14 protein-coding genes and 19 tRNA genes are annotated in these 16,946 nt (G+C 43.7%); 9 read left to right on the forward strand and 24 right to left on the reverse strand.

The annotated features are described in order from the left end of the window. From flgL to FIV01_RS03895, 3 genes are all read left to right on the forward strand, one after another. Window positions 1–1,194 (forward strand): flagellar hook-associated protein FlgL, encoded by a 1,194-nt coding sequence (gene flgL, locus FIV01_RS03885; RefSeq protein WP_152429832.1) that lies wholly within the window; start codon window positions 1–3, stop codon window positions 1,192–1,194. A 369-nt stretch (window positions 1,195–1,563) separates the two neighbouring features. Further along, the gene (locus FIV01_RS03890) at window positions 1,564–2,709 is read left to right on the forward strand and encodes a flagellin (protein ID WP_152429833.1); all 1,146 of its coding nucleotides are present in this window, start codon (window positions 1,564–1,566) and stop codon (window positions 2,707–2,709) included. 491 nt (window positions 2,710–3,200) lie between these two features. Beyond that, on the forward strand, window positions 3,201–4,334 hold the full coding sequence (locus tag FIV01_RS03895) for a flagellin (protein WP_152429834.1): 1,134 nt from the start codon (window positions 3,201–3,203) through the stop codon (window positions 4,332–4,334). Between the two features lie 129 nt (window positions 4,335–4,463). On the opposite strand, the gene FIV01_RS03900 is transcribed toward FIV01_RS03895, so the two are convergent. The 24 genes from FIV01_RS03900 to lolB all read right to left on the reverse strand — a co-directional run bounded on the left by FIV01_RS03900 (window position 4,464) and on the right by lolB (window position 11,270). After that, a tRNA-Met gene (locus FIV01_RS03900) sits at window positions 4,464–4,540 on the reverse strand. 42 nt (window positions 4,541–4,582) lie between these two features. Next, a tRNA-Gln gene (locus FIV01_RS03905) sits at window positions 4,583–4,657 on the reverse strand. Window positions 4,658–4,689: 32 nt separating this feature from the next. After that, window positions 4,690–4,774: transfer RNA gene (locus tag FIV01_RS03910), tRNA-Leu, on the reverse strand. Window positions 4,775–4,826: 52 nt separating this feature from the next. Then, window positions 4,827–4,901 (reverse strand) — tRNA-Gln (locus FIV01_RS03915). A 30-nt stretch (window positions 4,902–4,931) separates the two neighbouring features. Next, window positions 4,932–5,016: transfer RNA gene (locus FIV01_RS03920), tRNA-Leu, on the reverse strand. Window positions 5,017–5,045: 29 nt separating this feature from the next. Continuing rightward, window positions 5,046–5,130, reverse strand: a tRNA-Leu gene (locus FIV01_RS03925). Between the two features lie 47 nt (window positions 5,131–5,177). Then, a tRNA-Met gene (locus tag FIV01_RS03930) sits at window positions 5,178–5,254 on the reverse strand. A gap of 8 nt (window positions 5,255–5,262) precedes the next feature. Next, window positions 5,263–5,347: transfer RNA gene (locus tag FIV01_RS03935), tRNA-Leu, on the reverse strand. A gap of 52 nt (window positions 5,348–5,399) precedes the next feature. Then, window positions 5,400–5,474 (reverse strand) — tRNA-Gln (locus FIV01_RS03940). 31 nt (window positions 5,475–5,505) lie between these two features. Continuing rightward, window positions 5,506–5,590 (reverse strand) — tRNA-Leu (locus tag FIV01_RS03945). A gap of 52 nt (window positions 5,591–5,642) precedes the next feature. Beyond that, window positions 5,643–5,717 (reverse strand) — tRNA-Gln (locus FIV01_RS03950). 30 nt (window positions 5,718–5,747) lie between these two features. Next, window positions 5,748–5,832 (reverse strand) — tRNA-Leu (locus tag FIV01_RS03955). A gap of 52 nt (window positions 5,833–5,884) precedes the next feature. Then, a tRNA-Gln gene (locus FIV01_RS03960) sits at window positions 5,885–5,959 on the reverse strand. Between the two features lie 31 nt (window positions 5,960–5,990). Then, a tRNA-Leu gene (locus FIV01_RS03965) sits at window positions 5,991–6,075 on the reverse strand. 29 nt (window positions 6,076–6,104) lie between these two features. After that, window positions 6,105–6,189 (reverse strand) — tRNA-Leu (locus FIV01_RS03970). Window positions 6,190–6,236: 47 nt separating this feature from the next. Beyond that, window positions 6,237–6,313 (reverse strand) — tRNA-Met (locus FIV01_RS03975). Between the two features lie 79 nt (window positions 6,314–6,392). Further along, a tRNA-Gln gene (locus FIV01_RS03980) sits at window positions 6,393–6,467 on the reverse strand. A 32-nt stretch (window positions 6,468–6,499) separates the two neighbouring features. After that, window positions 6,500–6,584 (reverse strand) — tRNA-Leu (locus FIV01_RS03985). Window positions 6,585–6,622: 38 nt separating this feature from the next. Further along, window positions 6,623–6,699 (reverse strand) — tRNA-Met (locus tag FIV01_RS03990). Window positions 6,700–6,967: 268 nt separating this feature from the next. Continuing rightward, window positions 6,968–8,059, reverse strand: coding sequence for a redox-regulated ATPase YchF (gene ychF / locus FIV01_RS03995; protein WP_152429835.1), 1,092 nt, complete (start codon window positions 8,057–8,059; stop codon window positions 6,968–6,970). A 10-nt stretch (window positions 8,060–8,069) separates the two neighbouring features. Continuing rightward, window positions 8,070–8,660, reverse strand: a complete 591-nt coding sequence (gene pth / locus FIV01_RS04000) for an aminoacyl-tRNA hydrolase (protein WP_152429836.1) — start codon at window positions 8,658–8,660, stop codon at window positions 8,070–8,072. Between the two features lie 152 nt (window positions 8,661–8,812). Continuing rightward, window positions 8,813–9,757, reverse strand: a complete 945-nt coding sequence (locus FIV01_RS04005; RefSeq protein ID WP_114786799.1) for a ribose-phosphate pyrophosphokinase — start codon at window positions 9,755–9,757, stop codon at window positions 8,813–8,815. Between the two features lie 29 nt (window positions 9,758–9,786). Further along, on the reverse strand, window positions 9,787–10,656 hold the full coding sequence (gene ispE / locus FIV01_RS04010; RefSeq protein WP_152429837.1) for a 4-(cytidine 5'-diphospho)-2-C-methyl-D-erythritol kinase: 870 nt from the start codon (window positions 10,654–10,656) through the stop codon (window positions 9,787–9,789). After that, complete coding sequence (gene lolB / locus FIV01_RS04015) at window positions 10,653–11,270, reverse strand: lipoprotein insertase outer membrane protein LolB (protein ID WP_152429838.1); 618 nt, start codon at window positions 11,268–11,270, stop codon at window positions 10,653–10,655. Before lolB ends, ispE begins: the two co-directional genes overlap by 4 nt. 163 nt (window positions 11,271–11,433) lie before the next feature. On the opposite strand from lolB, the gene hemA reads away from it, so the two are divergent. Genes hemA through kdsA form a run of 6 tightly spaced genes read left to right on the forward strand, consistent with a single transcriptional unit; the run spans window position 11,434 to window position 16,806 of the window. Further along, entirely contained in the window at window positions 11,434–12,690 is a 1,257-nt protein-coding gene (gene hemA, locus FIV01_RS04020) for a glutamyl-tRNA reductase (RefSeq protein WP_152429839.1), read from the forward strand. A gap of 55 nt (window positions 12,691–12,745) precedes the next feature. After that, the gene (prfA, locus tag FIV01_RS04025) at window positions 12,746–13,834 is read left to right on the forward strand and encodes a peptide chain release factor 1 (protein WP_152429840.1); all 1,089 of its coding nucleotides are present in this window, start codon (window positions 12,746–12,748) and stop codon (window positions 13,832–13,834) included. Beyond that, on the forward strand, window positions 13,834–14,703 hold the full coding sequence (gene prmC / locus FIV01_RS04030) for a peptide chain release factor N(5)-glutamine methyltransferase (protein ID WP_152429841.1): 870 nt from the start codon (window positions 13,834–13,836) through the stop codon (window positions 14,701–14,703). Before prfA ends, prmC begins: the two co-directional genes overlap by 1 nt. A gap of 2 nt (window positions 14,704–14,705) precedes the next feature. Next, window positions 14,706–15,089: a SirB2 family protein gene (locus tag FIV01_RS04035; protein ID WP_152431646.1), complete on the forward strand. Its 384-nt coding sequence runs from the start codon at window positions 14,706–14,708 to the stop codon at window positions 15,087–15,089. A gap of 19 nt (window positions 15,090–15,108) precedes the next feature. After that, entirely contained in the window at window positions 15,109–15,918 is an 810-nt protein-coding gene (locus FIV01_RS04040) for a SirB1 family protein (RefSeq protein ID WP_152429842.1), read from the forward strand. Between the two features lie 36 nt (window positions 15,919–15,954). Next, window positions 15,955–16,806 carry a 3-deoxy-8-phosphooctulonate synthase gene (kdsA, locus tag FIV01_RS04045; RefSeq protein WP_152429843.1) on the forward strand — a complete coding sequence of 284 codons (852 nt, stop codon included), beginning with the start codon at window positions 15,955–15,957 and terminating at the stop codon, window positions 16,804–16,806. Window positions 16,807–16,946: the final 140 nt, after the last annotated feature.

Here is a 16,946-nt window from a genome sequence, read left to right on the forward strand (position 1 = left end):
ATGATGACCCGAATTTCTAGCTTCCATAACTATGAGGCCGTACAGAATGATATCCGTCGCCAAGAGTCCAAAATACATCATAATCAAGCCCAATTAGCGTCGGGTAAGAAATTATTAACGGCAAGTGATGAACCACTCGCGACTCATTACATTCAAAACATCGGTCAACAGAATGAGCAACTACGTCAGTTTACGGATGCCATTGTCCTAAGCCGAAATCGCCTTGAGCATCACGAAGTGATTATTGCAAACGCTGAACAATATGCCGATGAAGCCAAGCGTACTGTCATGGAAATGATCAATGGTTCTTTGGCTCCTGAAGACAGGCTTGCCAAACGACGTGAGTTACAGGAGCTGGCGAATAACTTTCTAAATTTGTCTAACGTACAAGACGAAATTGGCAACTATATCTTTGCGGGAACTAAGCCTAAGAACCAACCATTCTTTCGTGATAGAGATGGAAATATTTCTTACGCGGGTGATGATTACCAACGCAAGATGAAGGTTTCTAATAGCTTAGAAATTCCGATAAACGACCCTGGTAGTAAACTCTTCATGGAGATTGATAACCCACTGGGTGACTTTGAGCCAGAGTATGAATTAAATGAAGCCTCTGAATTGTTACTAGAGAGAGCGACCAATTTTAATAGAGATGACCAGTCGGTTTATAAAGTCACTTTTGTTGATATGCCAGATGGAAATTTTGGCTATCAACTTGAGCGTGATGGTGCTGTGGTTGGCGCAGATACATTTAATCCGGCGACTGGTGTGAAATTTGAAGATGTCACTATACAAATAAAGGGACAAATTACAAAGGGTGATGCAATAACACTAGTTCCGAGAAAAACCTATAGTCTCTTTGACACCTTCAAGAACGCAATGTTGCTATCGGAAGGTTCTGTCTCTGATGCATCGAATACGGCGAAGCTACATCAAGTTACCGAAGAATTTCATGCTGGATTTATTCATCTTAATGAAGCAAGGACAGATGTAGGGGCTCGCTTGAGTACGTTAGATATTCAAGAAGAGCAGCACGAAGACTTCAAACTTACGTTGGCCAAATCGAAGAGTACTTTTGAGGATCTAGATTACGCTGATGCTGTTATTGAGTTTAATGAAAACTCTAGAGCGCTACAGGCATCCCATAAAGCCTTCGGAAAAACCAAAGAATTAACACTATTTAACTATATCTAGCTTTACTGCCATACGAGCTTTGCCGTATGTGCGAAGTAAGATATTACTTCTTGGTCAGAACATTGTTTGAAGCAGTGGCAACCAAGTGGCAAAGAAGCGGCAAGAAGGTTGCCGCAAGGGGTTATCGGCAAACCTCGTTAGGAAATTACCTATAATATATTCCGATAACATATTGAAAAGATTTGAAAAATAATTTTTCTATTGATTATTTAAAGTTGGCACACTACTTGTATTCTTGTAAGCAAGAGTTTAACTAGCAGGTTTTAAGTGGGTGTTGCCTACTTAGCAAGTCATCTACGGTCAGTGCTTCCAACTGAGATTAAGCTGGCCGCTTCGCAAGTACTTGCGAACTCAATAGGAGAGCAGACTATGACCATTAATGTAAATACTAACGTGTCGGCGATGACAGCCCAGCGTTACTTAACTAAGTCGACCAATGACTTGAACACCTCGATGGAAAGACTTTCATCTGGGCACAGAATCAACAGTGCGAAAGACGATGCGGCCGGTCTACAAATATCTAACCGTTTGACAGCACAAAGTCGCGGCCTTGATGTGGCAATGCGTAACGCCAATGATGGTATTTCGATTGCACAGACTGCAGAAGGTGCCATGAACGAGTCAACCATTGTTCTGCAGCGGATTCGTGACTTGGCACTCCAATCGGCAAATGGTACTAACTCTCTTTCAGAGCGAGTGGCTCTAAATGAAGAAGTAGTGGCACTGCAAGATGAATTAAACCGTATCGCCGAAACCACATCTTTCGGTGGACGCAAACTTCTGAATGGATCATTTGGGGAATCGGCTTTCCAAATAGGCGCAAGTTCTGGTGAGGCAATTATCATGGGTTTAACCAGTATCCGTGCTGATGAACCTAGAATGGGAGGCCAGTCATTCATAGCAGACCCATTGCAAGGTAAAGACAAAAATTGGGGCGTGCCAGCAACGGCAAGAGATATCAAGTTTGAGTTTACAACCAAAGATGGTGAGGCCATTACTTTAGATATTATTGCTAAAGAAGGCGATGACATCGAAGAACTGGCTACTTATATCAATGGTCAAACAGACAAAATAAATGCTTCGGTTGACCAAGATGGTCGGTTGCAGGTTTTTGTCGCAGAGCCTCACATTGAAGGTAACTTAAATATTTCTGGTGCCCTTGCTACTGAGGTTGGTTTAAATGGTGGTCCAGGCGAGTTGACCACAGTTAGAGATATTGATGTCACAACGGCTGGTGGCGCGCAAAATGCGGTGGGGATTGTCGATTCGGCGCTTAGATATATTGATTCTCAACGTGCTGACTTGGGTGCGAAGCAAAACCGACTAAGCCATAGTATTAACAACTTAGCCAATATTCAAGAAAACGTAGCGGCATCAAATAGCCGAATCAAAGACACTGACTTTGCTAAGGAAACAACCGCGTTAACCAAAGCACAAATATTGCAACAGGCAGGTACATCAATACTTGCTCAAGCAAAACAGTTGCCAAATTCTGCAATCTCGTTATTGCAGTAGTAGTGAATATCTTCACTAGCAGTATCCAGACGTGGATTAGTGAAGATATTCCGGCAAGCATGGACTTCTAAGTATTAAGAGCTCTCTCACACTCGCTCTATTCACTTAAAGTCTATGCATATGGAAGCCAGGCTGTGATCATTTCTCTCGATCTCCACAATGGCGACCACAATAGCCCCAGTTCTCTCAAAGGAAAAGGGGCTTTTCTTTTTCTATCAGATACTTAATTGAAACTTCCTGGATGGATTGCACCGTAGCGTATCTTCCCCCACCGACCAATAGCGCTAAATCTTTAGCTCACGATTCAATATTTGCAAGCCCGATCAATCTATTTATGTTTTTCTAGGTCACATAAAGGAATTTTATATTTTGTTCTAAAGTAAATTATTTCTGCGTCGTTAATAAGGGTACTTTGAGAGAACTTGGTTTACCGAGACGTCGGAAACCTTTCGAAACTTCCGGTCTACGGAAAATCAATAGGAGTAACCACTATGGCGGTTAATGTAAACACTAACGTTGCGGCTATGACGGCACAACGCTATTTGAATAGCGCGTCGGCTGCCCAACAAACCTCGATGGAGCGATTGTCCTCAGGGTTTAAAATTAACAGTGCTAAGGATGACGCAGCTGGTATGCAGATTTCGAATCGCTTGGCTTCCCAAAGTCGAGGGCTTGATGTAGCGGTACGAAATGCCAACGACGGTATATCTATTACACAAACAGCTGAAGGTGCAATGAATGAAACAGCCAACATTCTTCAGCGAATGCGAGATCTCTCACTACAATCAGCAAACGGTTCGAACTCTAAGTCTGAACGGATCGCTTTGCAACAGGAAGTGACGGCATTGAATGATGAATTGAACCGTATTGCGGAGACAACATCTTTCGGTGGTAACAAACTACTTAATGGTACATTCTCTACTAAATCGTTTCAAATAGGTGCAGATAATGGTGAAGCTGTGATGCTCACGCTCGAAAATCTACGTAGTGATAATACGATGATGGGCGGTAATATTTATGTAGCGGCTGAGGCAAAAGATAAAGATTGGGGAGTTGATGCTGCAGCTAATGAGCTGACCATTGCTTTCACCGACGTCTTTGGTGAAGCTCAAACCATTACCATTAATGCCAAGGAAGGTGATGATATTGAGGAATTGGCAACCTATATCAATGGTCAAAATGATATGGTTAAAGCCTCGGTTGGGGATGACGGTAATATCCAAATATTCGCTGGAAACAATAAAGTGGATGGTGCTCTGACATTTGGTGGCTCATTAGCTGGTGAACTCAACTTTGGTGCCGCGGAAGCAGTCACGGTTGATACCGTGGATATTACCTCAGTAGCTGGTGCTCAAGAAGCAGTGGCAATTGTTGATACTGCACTGCAGTTTGTCGATAGTCACCGAGCTGAACTTGGTGCATTCCAAAACCGTTTCGGTCATGCGATCAGTAACTTAGATAACATTAACGAAAATGTAAATGCGTCTAAGAGCCGGATCAAAGACACAGATTTTGCCAAAGAAACCACTGCATTAACTAAATCTCAGATCCTTACTCAGGCATCGAGTTCTGTTCTTGCACAGGCAAAGCAAGCGCCCAACTCAGCGTTGGGGCTTCTAGGCTAAGAAAGTGATTTATTAGCAAATAGAAAGTCATGACTTTAAATAAAAATCCAGCGATTGCTGGATTTTTTATTTCTTGATGTCAATCACTCAGTACAAAATGGGCTGGAAAATCAAAGGGAAGACAGAAAGTGGTGGCTACGACGGGATTTGAACCTGTGACCCCATCATTATGAGTGATGTGCTCTAACCAGCTGAGCTACGTAGCCATTGTGAACAAATATTTTGTTTACATCTAAATGAGAAGAGTATGGCAGGTCTACCTGGATTCGAACCAGGGAATGACGGGATCAAAACCCGTTGCCTTACCACTTGGCGATAGACCTACATGAGTTAACTGAAATAGCTAACAAATTTATGGTGCGGAAGGAGAGACTTGAACTCTCACACCTTGCGGCGCCAGAACCTAAATCTGGTGCGTCTACCAATTCCGCCACTTCCGCAACTAATTTTGTGATCGGCCAGATAATTGGTGGATCTGACTGATATTGTGTATGGCAGGTCTACCTGGATTCGAACCAGGGAATGACGGGATCAAAACCCGTTGCCTTACCACTTGGCGATAGACCTGCAGGGTTAACTGTAATAGTTAACAATTTATGGTGCGGAATGAGTGACTTGAACTCTCACACCTTGCGGCGCCAGAACCTAAATCTGGTGCGTCTACCAATTCCGCCACTTCCGCATAAATTGTGTTTGTAGAATATATCAAGATGGTGCGGAAGGAGAGACTTGAACTCTCACACCTTGCGGCGCCAGAACCTAAATCTGGTGCGTCTACCAATTCCGCCACTTCCGCATCTTGATTCTACAGGACCAATAGCCAGGGCTAATAGTCAAAATAAATGGTGGCTACGACGGGATTCGAACCTGTGACCCCATCATTATGAGTGATGTGCTCTAACCAGCTGAGCTACGTAGCCATAAATTATGGTGCGGAAGGAGAGACTTGAACTCTCACACCTTGCGGCGCCAGAACCTAAATCTGGTGCGTCTACCAATTCCGCCACTTCCGCAACTAGTTTTTTGATCGGCCAGATAATTGGTGGATCTGACTGATGTTGTATATGGCAGGTCTACCTGGATTCGAACCAGGGAATGACGGGATCAAAACCCGTTGCCTTACCACTTGGCGATAGACCTGCAGAGTTAACTGCAATAGTTAACGAATATATGGTGCGGAAGGAGAGACTTGAACTCTCACACCTTGCGGCGCCAGAACCTAAATCTGGTGCGTCTACCAATTCCGCCACTTCCGCAACTAATTTTTTGATCGGCCAGATAATTGGTGGATCTGACTGATGTTGTATATGGCAGGTCTACCTGGATTCGAACCAGGGAATGACGGGATCAAAACCCGTTGCCTTACCACTTGGCGATAGACCTGCAGGGTTAACTGCAATAGTTAACAATTTATGGTGCGGAAGGAGAGACTTGAACTCTCACACCTTGCGGCGCCAGAACCTAAATCTGGTGCGTCTACCAATTCCGCCACTTCCGCAACTAATTTTGTGATCGGCCAGATAATTGGTGAATCTGACTGATATTATATATGGCAGGTCTACCTGGATTCGAACCAGGGAATGACGGGATCAAAACCCGTTGCCTTACCACTTGGCGATAGACCTGCAGGGTTAAACTGCAATAGTTAGCAATTTATGGTGCGGAAGGAGAGACTTGAACTCTCACACCTTGCGGCGCCAGAACCTAAATCTGGTGCGTCTACCAATTCCGCCACTTCCGCATAAATTGTGTTTGTAGAATATATCAAGATGGTGCGGAAGGAGAGACTTGAACTCTCACACCTTGCGGCGCCAGAACCTAAATCTGGTGCGTCTACCAATTCCGCCACTTCCGCGTCTTGATTCTACAGGACCAATAGCCAAGGCTAATAGTCAAAATAAATGGTGGCTACGACGGGATTCGAACCTGTGACCCCATCATTATGAGTGATGTGCTCTAACCAGCTGAGCTACGTAGCCACTCGTGAGCGTGACAATATAAACGTTCACGCTCCTAGTGACAAGCCCTTTTTCTTAAAGGCTTAACACTTTATATAATTGGCAGGTCTACCTGGATTCGAACCAGGGAATGACGGGATCAAAACCCGTTGCCTTACCACTTGGCGATAGACCTACATGGGTTAACTGAAATAGCTAACAAATTTATGGTGCGGAAGGAGAGACTTGAACTCTCACACCTTGCGGCGCCAGAACCTAAATCTGGTGCGTCTACCAATTCCGCCACTTCCGCATCTATTCCTAAATACTTTAGAATAAAGCTTTTAGGAATGGTGGCTACGACGGGATTTGAACCTGTGACCCCATCATTATGAGTGATGTGCTCTAACCAGCTGAGCTACGTAGCCATACCATATTTTGTTCTCTTCAATAACTTAGTTTATTGTTGGGAACGGCGCGCATTATGCGAAGTTGAAGCAAAGCCGTCAATAGTTTTTTTGAATAAATGCCGTGAAATCAACTGTTCGGTTTCTTTTTAAACAAAGAGCCGCGTTAATGAGTAAAAAGTGATGGTAAAATGAAGAACATTTACCAAGTTTATTTATTTGATTACTCAAGTGAAAAAATAAAGCCAGCCAAGCGGCTGGCTTTTATTGTCAATGACTTGCGCGGAAATTACACATTGAAGCGGAAATGCACTACGTCACCATCTTTGACGATGTAATCTTTGCCTTCCAAACGCCATTTACCCGCATCTTTTGCACCACTTTCACCTTGGTATTGAATATAGTCCTCGTAGCCAACAACTTCAGCGCGAATAAACCCTTTTTCAAAGTCAGTATGAATTTTTCCAGCAGCTTGAGGTGCTGTGGCACCAACTGGAATAGTCCATGCTCTGACTTCTTTTACGCCAGCAGTAAAGTAAGTATGTAGGGTCAAAAGCTCATAACCTGAACGAATTACGCGGTTTAATCCAGGCTCTTCAATGCCCATGTCGGCTAGAAACTCTTCTCTGTCTTCGTCTTCAAGCTCTGATAATTCAGACTCTATTGCTGCGCAAACCGGCACCACTACATTGTTTTCTTTTGCGGCAAATTCACGTACAGCATCAAGATATGGGTTATCTTCGAATCCATCTTCATTGACATTGGCAATGTACATGGTTGGTTTGAGAGTCAGAAAATTGAGGTATCCAATCGCTGCAAGCTCCTCTTTTGCAAGCTCAACAGTTCGAGCCATTCCGCCTTCTGTTAGTACGGGTAGAAGCTTTTCTAGAACGACTAATTCGAACTTGGCATCCTTATCACCGCCTTTTGCCTTTTTAGCGTTGCGTTGGATGGCACGTTCACATGAATCCAAGTCTGCCATAGCTAATTCAAGGTTGATGACTTCAATGTCTTCAATTGGAGAAACTTTCCCTGCCACATGGACGATATTTTCATTTTCAAAACAACGTACTACATGACCAATTGCATCGGTTTCTCTAATGTTAGCAAGAAACTTATTGCCCAAACCTTCACCTCTTGAAGCGCCAGCAACCAGCCCTGCAATATCCACAAACTCCATAGTAGTCGGGATGATTTTTTGCGGGTTAACTATTTTCGCTAGGGCGTCAAGTCGCAAGTCTGGTACAGGAACGACGCCAGTATTTGGCTCGATTGTACAGAATGGAAAGTTAGCTGCTTCGATTCCAGCTTTAGTTAGTGCGTTAAACAGAGTTGATTTACCTACGTTTGGTAAACCAACGATGCCACATTTAAAACCCATGATAATAACCTTATTCTGCTTTGAACGTGTGTAGGCGGTTTTGTGCTTTTGCTAAGCCGTCCTTGAGTAGGATATCCAAGCTACGTACTGCTTCGTCAGTCGCAGCGTCAAGGAGTTCTTGCTCCTTAACTGGTGCCTTACCCAGTACAAAGCCCGCTACTTTGTCTTTGTGCCCTGGATGGCCAATACCTATCCTCAGGCGGTAAAAATCTTTGCAATTACCCAGTTTACTTATGGTGTCGCGCAGGCCGTTGTGTCCGCCATGGCTGCCACCTTTTTTTAACTTAGCGATACCAGGGGGTAAATCCAGCTCATCGTGCGCAACTATGATTTCTTCAGGTTTTATTTGGTAGAACTTGGCCAAAGCGGCAATAGATTTACCTGATAAATTCATAAATGTGGTCGGGATGAGTAACCGGAGATCTTGTCCATGAACGATGAGGCGGCCTGTCATACCAAAAAACTTGGGTTCACTTTTGAGTATGATGTTATGGGCGCGCGCCAGCTCTTCAACGACCCAAGCCCCTGCGTTATGTCGAGTTTTAGAATATTCTGGGCCAGGGTTAGCGAGTCCGACAAGAAGTTTAATTGATTGGCTCACGGTAAAGATCTCTGTTGGCATCTTAAAAGCGCGGTATGATAACACAGAAATATTCGTCTGGGCGAGGTATCCGTTTATCTGGTGTGAATATGAAAAATAAAACACCTCTGTGGGAGGTGTTTTAGTACATTCTCTATTGTGTTCAATTTGACTTAATTGAACATTGCTGAGATTGATTCTTCATTGCTGATACGGCGAATCGCTTCTGCAAGCATACGAGATAGACTTAGTGTGGTGACTTTGCCTGTTGCTTGCATTTCTTTTGATAGCGTAACTGAGTCAGTGACTATGACTTGGTCTAGCACTGAATTTTTGATGTTTTGATGGGCATTACCAGAGAAAACAGCGTGAGTGGCGTAGGCGAAAACTCGTTTAGCACCGCGCTCTTTAAGCGCCTCTGCTGCTTTACATAAGGTGCCGCCTGTATCGATCATATCGTCAACAATCACGCAGTCTCGATTTTCGACGTCACCAATCAAGTTCATCACTTCAGATACGTTTGCACGAGGACGACGTTTATCAACAATCGCGATATCAATATCGCCAAGTGCTTTCGCCGTCGCACGCGCCCTAACCACACCACCAAGGTCTGGCGATACGACAACAGGGTTCTCGAGTCCTCGTGCTTCCATGTCATCCAGAAGAACAGGTGTACCAAAGATGTTATCTACTGGAACATCAAAGAAACCTTGAATCTGCTCAGCGTGTAGGTCGATGGTAAGTACACGGTCAACACCAACGTTGGACAAAAAGTCAGCGACGACTTTGGCAGTAATAGGTACACGTGCAGAGCGAACTCGGCGGTCTTGGCGAGCATAGCCAAAATAAGGGATAACTGCTGTAATACGGCCGGCAGAAGCGCGGCGCATTGCATCAATCATCACGACCAATTCCATTAGGTTATCATTAGTTGGTGCGCAGGTAGATTGGATGATGAAAACATCACTACCACGTACATTTTCGTTGATTTGAACAGCGACTTCGCCATCAGAAAAACGAGAAACAGTTGCATCACCAAGGGAGATGTAGAGACGATCAGCAATACGTTGGGCTAGTTCAGGTGTAGCGTTACCAGCAAATAGCTTCATATCAGGCACGGTAGAAACCTCAGGGTTGCGTCCAGTATTTAGATTATATTATGTGCTAAGCAATAGTTAGCAAGTGTCTCATAAAGAGGTGAAATATTTTTCCCTCTCGCTACGAAAGCTGAGACATTGTCAGGTAATAATTCAAGAACCTTGTTGGCCTCATTTTGGCTTGAAAACTCAGCAAAAACGCAGGATCCGGTTCCTGTAAGTCTTGACGGCGCATATTGTAACAGCCATGAAAGTTGCTTATCAACCTCTGGGTACAGCATTCTCACAACTTTTTCGCAATCGTTTTCGTAAGGACTACTTAGAAGCGTATTTAGATCACGCTTTGGCGAATTTCTGTGCAGTTTCGGATGGAAAAATATCTCGGCGGTGGTGATAGATACTCCTGGTCTCACTACCAGGTAGTATTTCTCTTCGGGCTGAGCTTTTGCTAGTTTTTCACCGACACCTTCGGCGAAGGCAGCGAAACCCTGTGTGAAAACTGGCACATCGGCGCCAAGAGCTAAACCAATCTGTGCAAGTTCATCTTGAGATACTTTTGTCTGCCAAAGATGGTTTAGCGCAACAAGAGTTGTGGCGGCGTTGGAAGACCCACCACCTATCCCTCCACCCATAGGTAATTTTTTATTGAGTTTGATATGGGCGCCATAGGTGCAATTTTTCTTTGTTCTTAACGCATCCGCTGCTCGATAAATAAGGTTGTCTTTAGTCGGCACACCTGGAAGTTCAGGTTCAATGGTAATCTCACCAGTGTTATTAGCCGTTATAGTGAGTTCATCACCATAATCCAAAAATTGAAATAAGGTCTGTAAGTCGTGGTAACCATTATCTCTTTGCCCTGTAATGTACAAGAATAGATTAAGCTTAGCGGGCGATGGCCAAACGGTGGTGTCATGAATCATTGTTCAATATTCCAGTCGGAAATGATGATATTTATTTTGATATCTCCCTGCGTCAACTTGAGTTTGTGTGGCAATGGGAGTGTTTGGTGTTGATACTGTACGTCTTGATAACTTAGATAATCGAGTTGCCAAACTTTACTCTGCACTTGTTTAGTCAGCGACGCTAGAGTATTAGTGTCGTTAAGCACAAAGCTATCGGCACCTTCAGGGCTACCTAAAAACCAGCTATTGAGCTGTTCAACCGGCAAATTCAGCCCAGTGAGGCGATAAATAAGTGATTGAGCATCATGAGAGGTAAAAGTCTCATCTTGGTAAGTCTCAATAGAGGAGCCCTCGGGGGTAATTTTTAGGTTGAGTGCTGTTTGGCCAAGAAAAGTCGTTAGCCTCAGCTGTTTGAAGCTTGAGCTGTGCTTCCACTGGAAGTTGAGTGACTGGCGCTGTTCGGGTGAAATATAGCCGAGTTTCCCATTGGTTTTGTATTTATTTATTGAGGCAAGTTTTTGCTGTTGTGTTTGCCATTCAACATTGGTAGTACTTGGATCAATGGAAGCACAACCTGAGAGAAACAATCCGCTGAGTATAAAAGTGATGAAGAGACGAGAATTGACCGTCATTGTGTAATATTTGTCCATATTGAATGGTGTCGGTGGGCCAGAGTATACCATTGAAATCACGAAGTGATGAAAACATATCCTTAATGGCCTTTAATTAAATTGGGGCATAAAGTAAAATTCTGTCCTTGTTCGCTTATTCGCTGATTCAGAGAAACTTGATTACATGTCATTGCTTGCTATCGGTATTAACCATAATTCGGCTTCCGTTGAACTACGAGAGAAAGTCGCATTTGGGCCGGAAAAATTACCACAAGCACTTAAGCAATTAGGTGATAATCCATATGTAAATGGTAGTGTTATCATTTCTACCTGTAATCGGACTGAAATATACTGTGATGTTAAAGCATTAGGCAAAAGTAAAGTCATTGATTGGCTTGCTCAATTCCATCAAATTAGTCCTGAAGCCTTAAAGCCCAGCTTATATGTTCATGAAGAGCAGGCCGCAATTCGTCACTTGATGCGTGTATCATGTGGGTTGGATTCTCTTGTCCTAGGTGAACCCCAAATATTGGGACAGGTAAAGCAGGCATATTCTGATTCGCGTCAGCATCAATCTGTTGACACGGCAATGGATAAACTGTTTCAAAAAGTCTTCTCTGTTGCAAAACGCGTTCGTACAGAAACCGATATCGGTGGTAATGCTGTTTCGGTAGCGTATGCGGCTTGTACACTTGCCAAGCATATTTTTGAGTCACTACGTGAATCTACAGTTCTGCTTGTTGGAGCTGGCGAGACGATTGAGTTGGTCGCTAAACATCTCGCGAGCAATGGCTGTAGTGATATGATAGTTGCGAACCGAACTTATGAACGTGCTGAGCCTTTAGCCGAGCAATTCGGCGCACAAATCATTGGTTTGCCAGAAATACCTAATCATCTTGCTCGCGCCGATATTGTGATAAGCTCCACTGCAAGCCCTCTGCCCATAATTGGAAAGGGTATGGTCGAGACCGCATTAAAAGCTCGCCGACATCAGCCTATGTTATTGGTCGATATCGCGGTTCCCAGAGATATCGAGTCTCAGGTTGCTGAACTCGATGATGCTTATCTTTATTCAGTGGATGATTTGCAATCGATTGTTGAAAACAACATGGAGCAACGTAAGGTCGAGGCAATTCAAGCTGAGGCGATTGTGAGTGAAGAAAGTGCGACATTTATGTCATGGTTGCGTTCGTTGCAGGCAGTCGATAGTATTCGGGACTATCGCAAAGCAGCCAATGATATTCGTGAAGATTTGCTTAGCAAAAGCTTACAGTCTTTAGCCGCAGGCACAGATCCGGAGAAAGTGCTGCTTGAGCTTAGTAATAAGTTGACCAACAAATTAATCCATGCCCCAACTCGAGCTCTGCAAAGTGCCGCTGAGCAAGGTGAGCCTGCCAAGCTTGCGACATTACGACAAAGTCTGGGTCTTGAAGACTCTTAACACTCTTGGTTGGTTTCTGCCAACCAACTAAATAGAACCCTGAGTTAATAAAACTATGAAAGCCTCAATTCTAACTAAGCTAGAAACACTCGTTGAACGATATGAAGAAGTTCAGCATTTACTTGGTGACCCTGATGTCATTGGTGATCAAGACAAATTCCGCGCCCTGTCCAAAGAATATTCTCAGTTAGAGGAAGTCACTAAGTGCTTTCAAGCTTATCAGCAAGCTCAAGAAGATCTGAAAGCAGCTGAAGAAATGGCAAAAGAAGATGATGCTGAAATGCGCGAAATGGCGCAGGAAGAAATCAAAGATGCGCGAGAGACCATCGAGCGCCTCAATGACGAGCTGCAAATTTTGCTCCTGCCAAAAGATCCGAATGATGATCGCAATTGCTTCTTAGAAATTCGCGCAGGTGCAGGGGGAGATGAAGCGGGCATTTTTGCCGGAGATTTATTCCGCATGTACAGTAAGTTTGCTGAAAAGAAAGGTTGGCGTATTGAAGTGATATCGTCCAATGAGTCTGAGCAGGGCGGTTACAAAGAAATGATTGCCAAAGTTAATGGCGATGGAGCATATGGTATCTTAAAGTTTGAGTCAGGCGGACACCGTGTACAACGTGTCCCTGCAACAGAATCACAAGGTCGAGTGCATACTTCTGCCTGCACGGTAGCCATTATGCCAGAAATTCCAGAAGCGGAAATTCCAGAAATCAAAGCAGCAGACCTAAAAATTGACACCTTCAGGGCTTCTGGAGCAGGCGGTCAGCACGTCAACACAACAGATTCTGCAATTCGTATTACTCACTTACCGACAGGGACGGTGGTTGAGTGCCAAGATGAACGCTCACAGCATAAAAATAAAGCTAAAGCTATGTCAGTGTTGGCTGCGCGTATTATACAAGCAGAAGAAGCCAAGCGTGCTGCCCAAGAATCTGACACTCGCCGAAACCTGCTTGGGTCTGGCGACCGAAGCGATAGAATTCGTACCTATAACTACCCACAGGGACGTGTTTCAGATCATCGTATCAACCTAACGCTTTATCGATTGAGTGAGGTAATGGAAGGTGATCTTGTTAGCTTGATTGATCCTGTTATTCAAGAGCACCAAGCAGATCAGCTTGCTGCCTTGGCAGAGAATAATTAATGAAGCAATCATCTAGCGTTGAGGATACGCTAAAGTCTGCAACTGAAAGGTTAACAGTGAGCGGCAGTGAATCGCCTTCTCTTGATGCATCAGTATTGCTCTGCCATGTACTAGATAAACCGAGATCTTTTTTGTTGACTTGGCCTGACAAGCTATTGTCTATCGATGACACACAGGCGTTTGAGCAAGTTTTGCAGCGTCGTATCAAAGGTGAACCTGTGGCCTACATATTAGGTCAACGAGAGTTTTGGTCTTTGCCTTTGCAAGTCGCTCCAAGCACGCTTATTCCTCGCGCAGATACAGAACGCTTGGTGGAAATTGCACTGGAAAAAGCGCCTCAATTACCGGGCGATATTCTCGATTTAGGCACAGGCACAGGAGCCATTGCTTTGGCGATAGCTTCTGAGCTACCTAAGCGTCAAGTTTGGGGTATTGATGTCAAAGAGGAAGCAAGACAGCTAGCAGAATCAAATGCATTAAAGCTTGGCATTGAAAATGCTAACTTTCTCTGTGGTGATTGGTTTACCCCTTTGGAGGCGGGCACACAGTTTGCTTTGATTGTGTCAAACCCTCCTTATATCGAAAAGAACGATCCTCATCTTACGCAAGGTGATGTAAGGTTTGAGCCTTTGAGTGCGTTAGTCGCTCAGGACAACGGCCTTGCAGATATCAAACATATTGCTAACCAAGCAATGGGCTTTTTGTTGCCTGGAGCCTGGCTGATGTTTGAACATGGGTATGACCAAGGAAAATCGGTGAGAGATATTTTAAGCGCTTTGGGTTATCAGAGCATTACCACTTACAAAGATTATGGGGAAAATGACCGAGTCACTGTGGGTCAATTTTCTCTATGCCAGAAAGAGAAATAATTATGTATGAAGGTTTAAAGCATTTTCATTTATTGACAGTAGTCATTAGCGTCACTTTGCTATCACTGCGTTATGGGCTGATGATGGCAAACTCTGGCCTGCTGGAAAAGAAGTTTCTCAAAGTTTTCCCTCATATTAATGACACCTGTCTATTGCTTTCAGGTATTGGGCTTATATTTATCACCAATTTTATTCCATTTACCCCTGCAGCGCCTTGGCTAACTGAGAAAATTACTTGTGTTCTTGCGTATATAGCTCTTGGTGTTTTTGCTCTTAAATTGGGCAAAAACAAGATGTTGCGTACCTTTGCTTTCTTTGGTGCTTTGGGCTGGATCGCAATGGCAGGCAAATTAGCCGTTACTAAAATACCAATGTTGCTGGGTTGAGGAGAGTGTAAGAATATCCATGGTAGAGCTATTTGACGAAGATTTTGACGCGATTGAACTGGCTGAGAGCGCACTGATTTTAAATAAAGCCATCAACCCAAAAACCAATGACATATGGGCAAGAAACGAGCTTAAACGTTTGCTCAAAGAGGCCGAACTTGCCCTTAGCCATGAAGTCGATGAACAACAACGATTTGATGCCTTATTGCGTCTTTTTTACCATCAATGGGGATTTTCTGGTGATCAGGAGGCTTATTATGAATCATCGAATGCGTTCGTCGATAAAGTCTTAGAGAGCAGGAAAGGGATTCCGGTCAGCTTGGGGTCTATACTATTATACTTGGGTCGTAAACTAGGTTTACCTGTATCTGGTGTGACTTTCCCAAGCCAATTTTTAATTAAGTTAGAGTGGTTTGGTGAGGCGCCAAAGTTCATCAATCCTTTTAATGGTGAATATGTTTCCAAGCAGGTACTGAGAGCTTGGTTAATTGGCCACAGCGGTCCGTTAGCTAAGCTTAAACCTTCGCATCTTAAATCAGTTGACAACCCAACTGTGATTGGTCGCTGGCTAGCGTTGCTAAAGAGCACTTTACTGCGTGAGGAGAGATATACACTAGCATTAAAATGTACCGATCTTGCACTGAGTTTTGTACCTGATGACCCCTATGAAATCCGTGATAGAGGATTTATCTATCAGCAATTAGATTGCCATCAAGTCGCACTGAGTGATTACCAATACTTTATCGATCAGTGTCCTGATGACCCCGCCGCTGAGTTACTCAAAAATCAAGTTAATGCGATGAGCTTGACTCAGGTTACCGTGCATTAAGCATAGTAGTAAACAGACAGAAATAGAGACTACAAAATGGATCAAAAAACCGTTCAAGTTGGTGATATCCCAGTTGCCAATGATAAGCCGTTTACCCTATTCGCAGGTATGAATGTTCTTGAGTCTAGGGATCTGGCGATGCAGATTTGTGAGCATTACGTCAAAGTGACAGAAAAACTGGGAATTCCTTATGTATTCAAAGCTTCTTTTGATAAAGCGAATCGCAGCTCAGTGCACTCTTATCGTGGCCCTGGGTTAGAAGAAGGAATGAAAATCTTCCAAGAGATTAAGGATACTTTTGGCGTTAAAATTATTACCGATGTGCACACAGAAGAGCAAGCTCAGCCAGTAGCCGATGTGGTTGATGTGATTCAATTACCTGCCTTTTTGGCACGCCAGACCGATTTAGTCGAAGCAATGGCTAAAACGAGTGCTGTGATTAATGTTAAGAAACCGCAGTTTATGAGCCCAAGTCAAGTGGGTAACCTAGTTGAAAAGTTTGCAGAGTGTGGCAATAAACAGGTGATTCTTTGTGAGCGAGGTTCTTGTTATGGTTACGACAATTTAGTGGTTGATACGCTTGGCTTTGGAGTGATGAAGAAAGCATCAAATGGTAGTCCGATTATTTTTGATGTGACGCATGCACTGCAAATGAGAGATCCTTCAGGTTCTGCATCTGGTGGCCGAAGAGAGCAGACGGTTGAATTAGCAAAGGCTGGATTAGCAACAGGTATTGCAGGTCTATTTATTGAATCGCACCCTAATCCTGACAAAGCGAAATGTGATGGCCCTTCAGCCCTACCGCTCGATAAAGTGGAACCATTTTTAGCTCAAATGAAGGCTTTGGATGACTTGATAAAAGGTTTCGAGCATATTGAGATTAACTAATAAAAGATCAGATAGGCTAACGCATGCGTTAGCCTTTTTATTCCAGATGAAAAGTAAATAGCTAGTATATTAATGAGATAACATCAGCTAGGTCACTTTATTAGGTATTCAATTATTAATTATGGTGATCTAAACAGCAT

The organism is Vibrio aquimaris (assembly GCF_009363415.1).
In the GTDB taxonomy this organism is placed as follows: Bacteria; Pseudomonadota; Gammaproteobacteria; order Enterobacterales; family Vibrionaceae; genus Vibrio; species Vibrio aquimaris.

Coding starts and splice junctions, on each gene's coding strand:
- prmC (WP_152429841.1), top strand. CDS start 13,834: ATGAAGCAATCATCTAGCGTTGAGGATACGCTAAAGTCTGCAACTGAA.
- FIV01_RS04035 (WP_152431646.1), top strand. CDS start 14,706: ATGTATGAAGGTTTAAAGCATTTTCATTTATTGACAGTAGTCATTAGC.
- lolB (WP_152429838.1), bottom strand. CDS start 11,270: ATGACGGTCAATTCTCGTCTCTTCATCACTTTTATACTCAGCGGATTG.
- kdsA (WP_152429843.1), top strand. CDS start 15,955: ATGGATCAAAAAACCGTTCAAGTTGGTGATATCCCAGTTGCCAATGAT.
- FIV01_RS03890 (WP_152429833.1), top strand. CDS start 1,564: ATGACCATTAATGTAAATACTAACGTGTCGGCGATGACAGCCCAGCGT.
- flgL (WP_152429832.1), top strand. CDS start 1: ATGATGACCCGAATTTCTAGCTTCCATAACTATGAGGCCGTACAGAAT.
- FIV01_RS04040 (WP_152429842.1), top strand. CDS start 15,109: ATGGTAGAGCTATTTGACGAAGATTTTGACGCGATTGAACTGGCTGAG.
- FIV01_RS03895 (WP_152429834.1), top strand. CDS start 3,201: ATGGCGGTTAATGTAAACACTAACGTTGCGGCTATGACGGCACAACGC.
- ychF (WP_152429835.1), bottom strand. CDS start 8,059: ATGGGTTTTAAATGTGGCATCGTTGGTTTACCAAACGTAGGTAAATCA.
- hemA (WP_152429839.1), top strand. CDS start 11,434: ATGTCATTGCTTGCTATCGGTATTAACCATAATTCGGCTTCCGTTGAA.
- ispE (WP_152429837.1), bottom strand. CDS start 10,656: ATGATTCATGACACCACCGTTTGGCCATCGCCCGCTAAGCTTAATCTA.
- prfA (WP_152429840.1), top strand. CDS start 12,746: ATGAAAGCCTCAATTCTAACTAAGCTAGAAACACTCGTTGAACGATAT.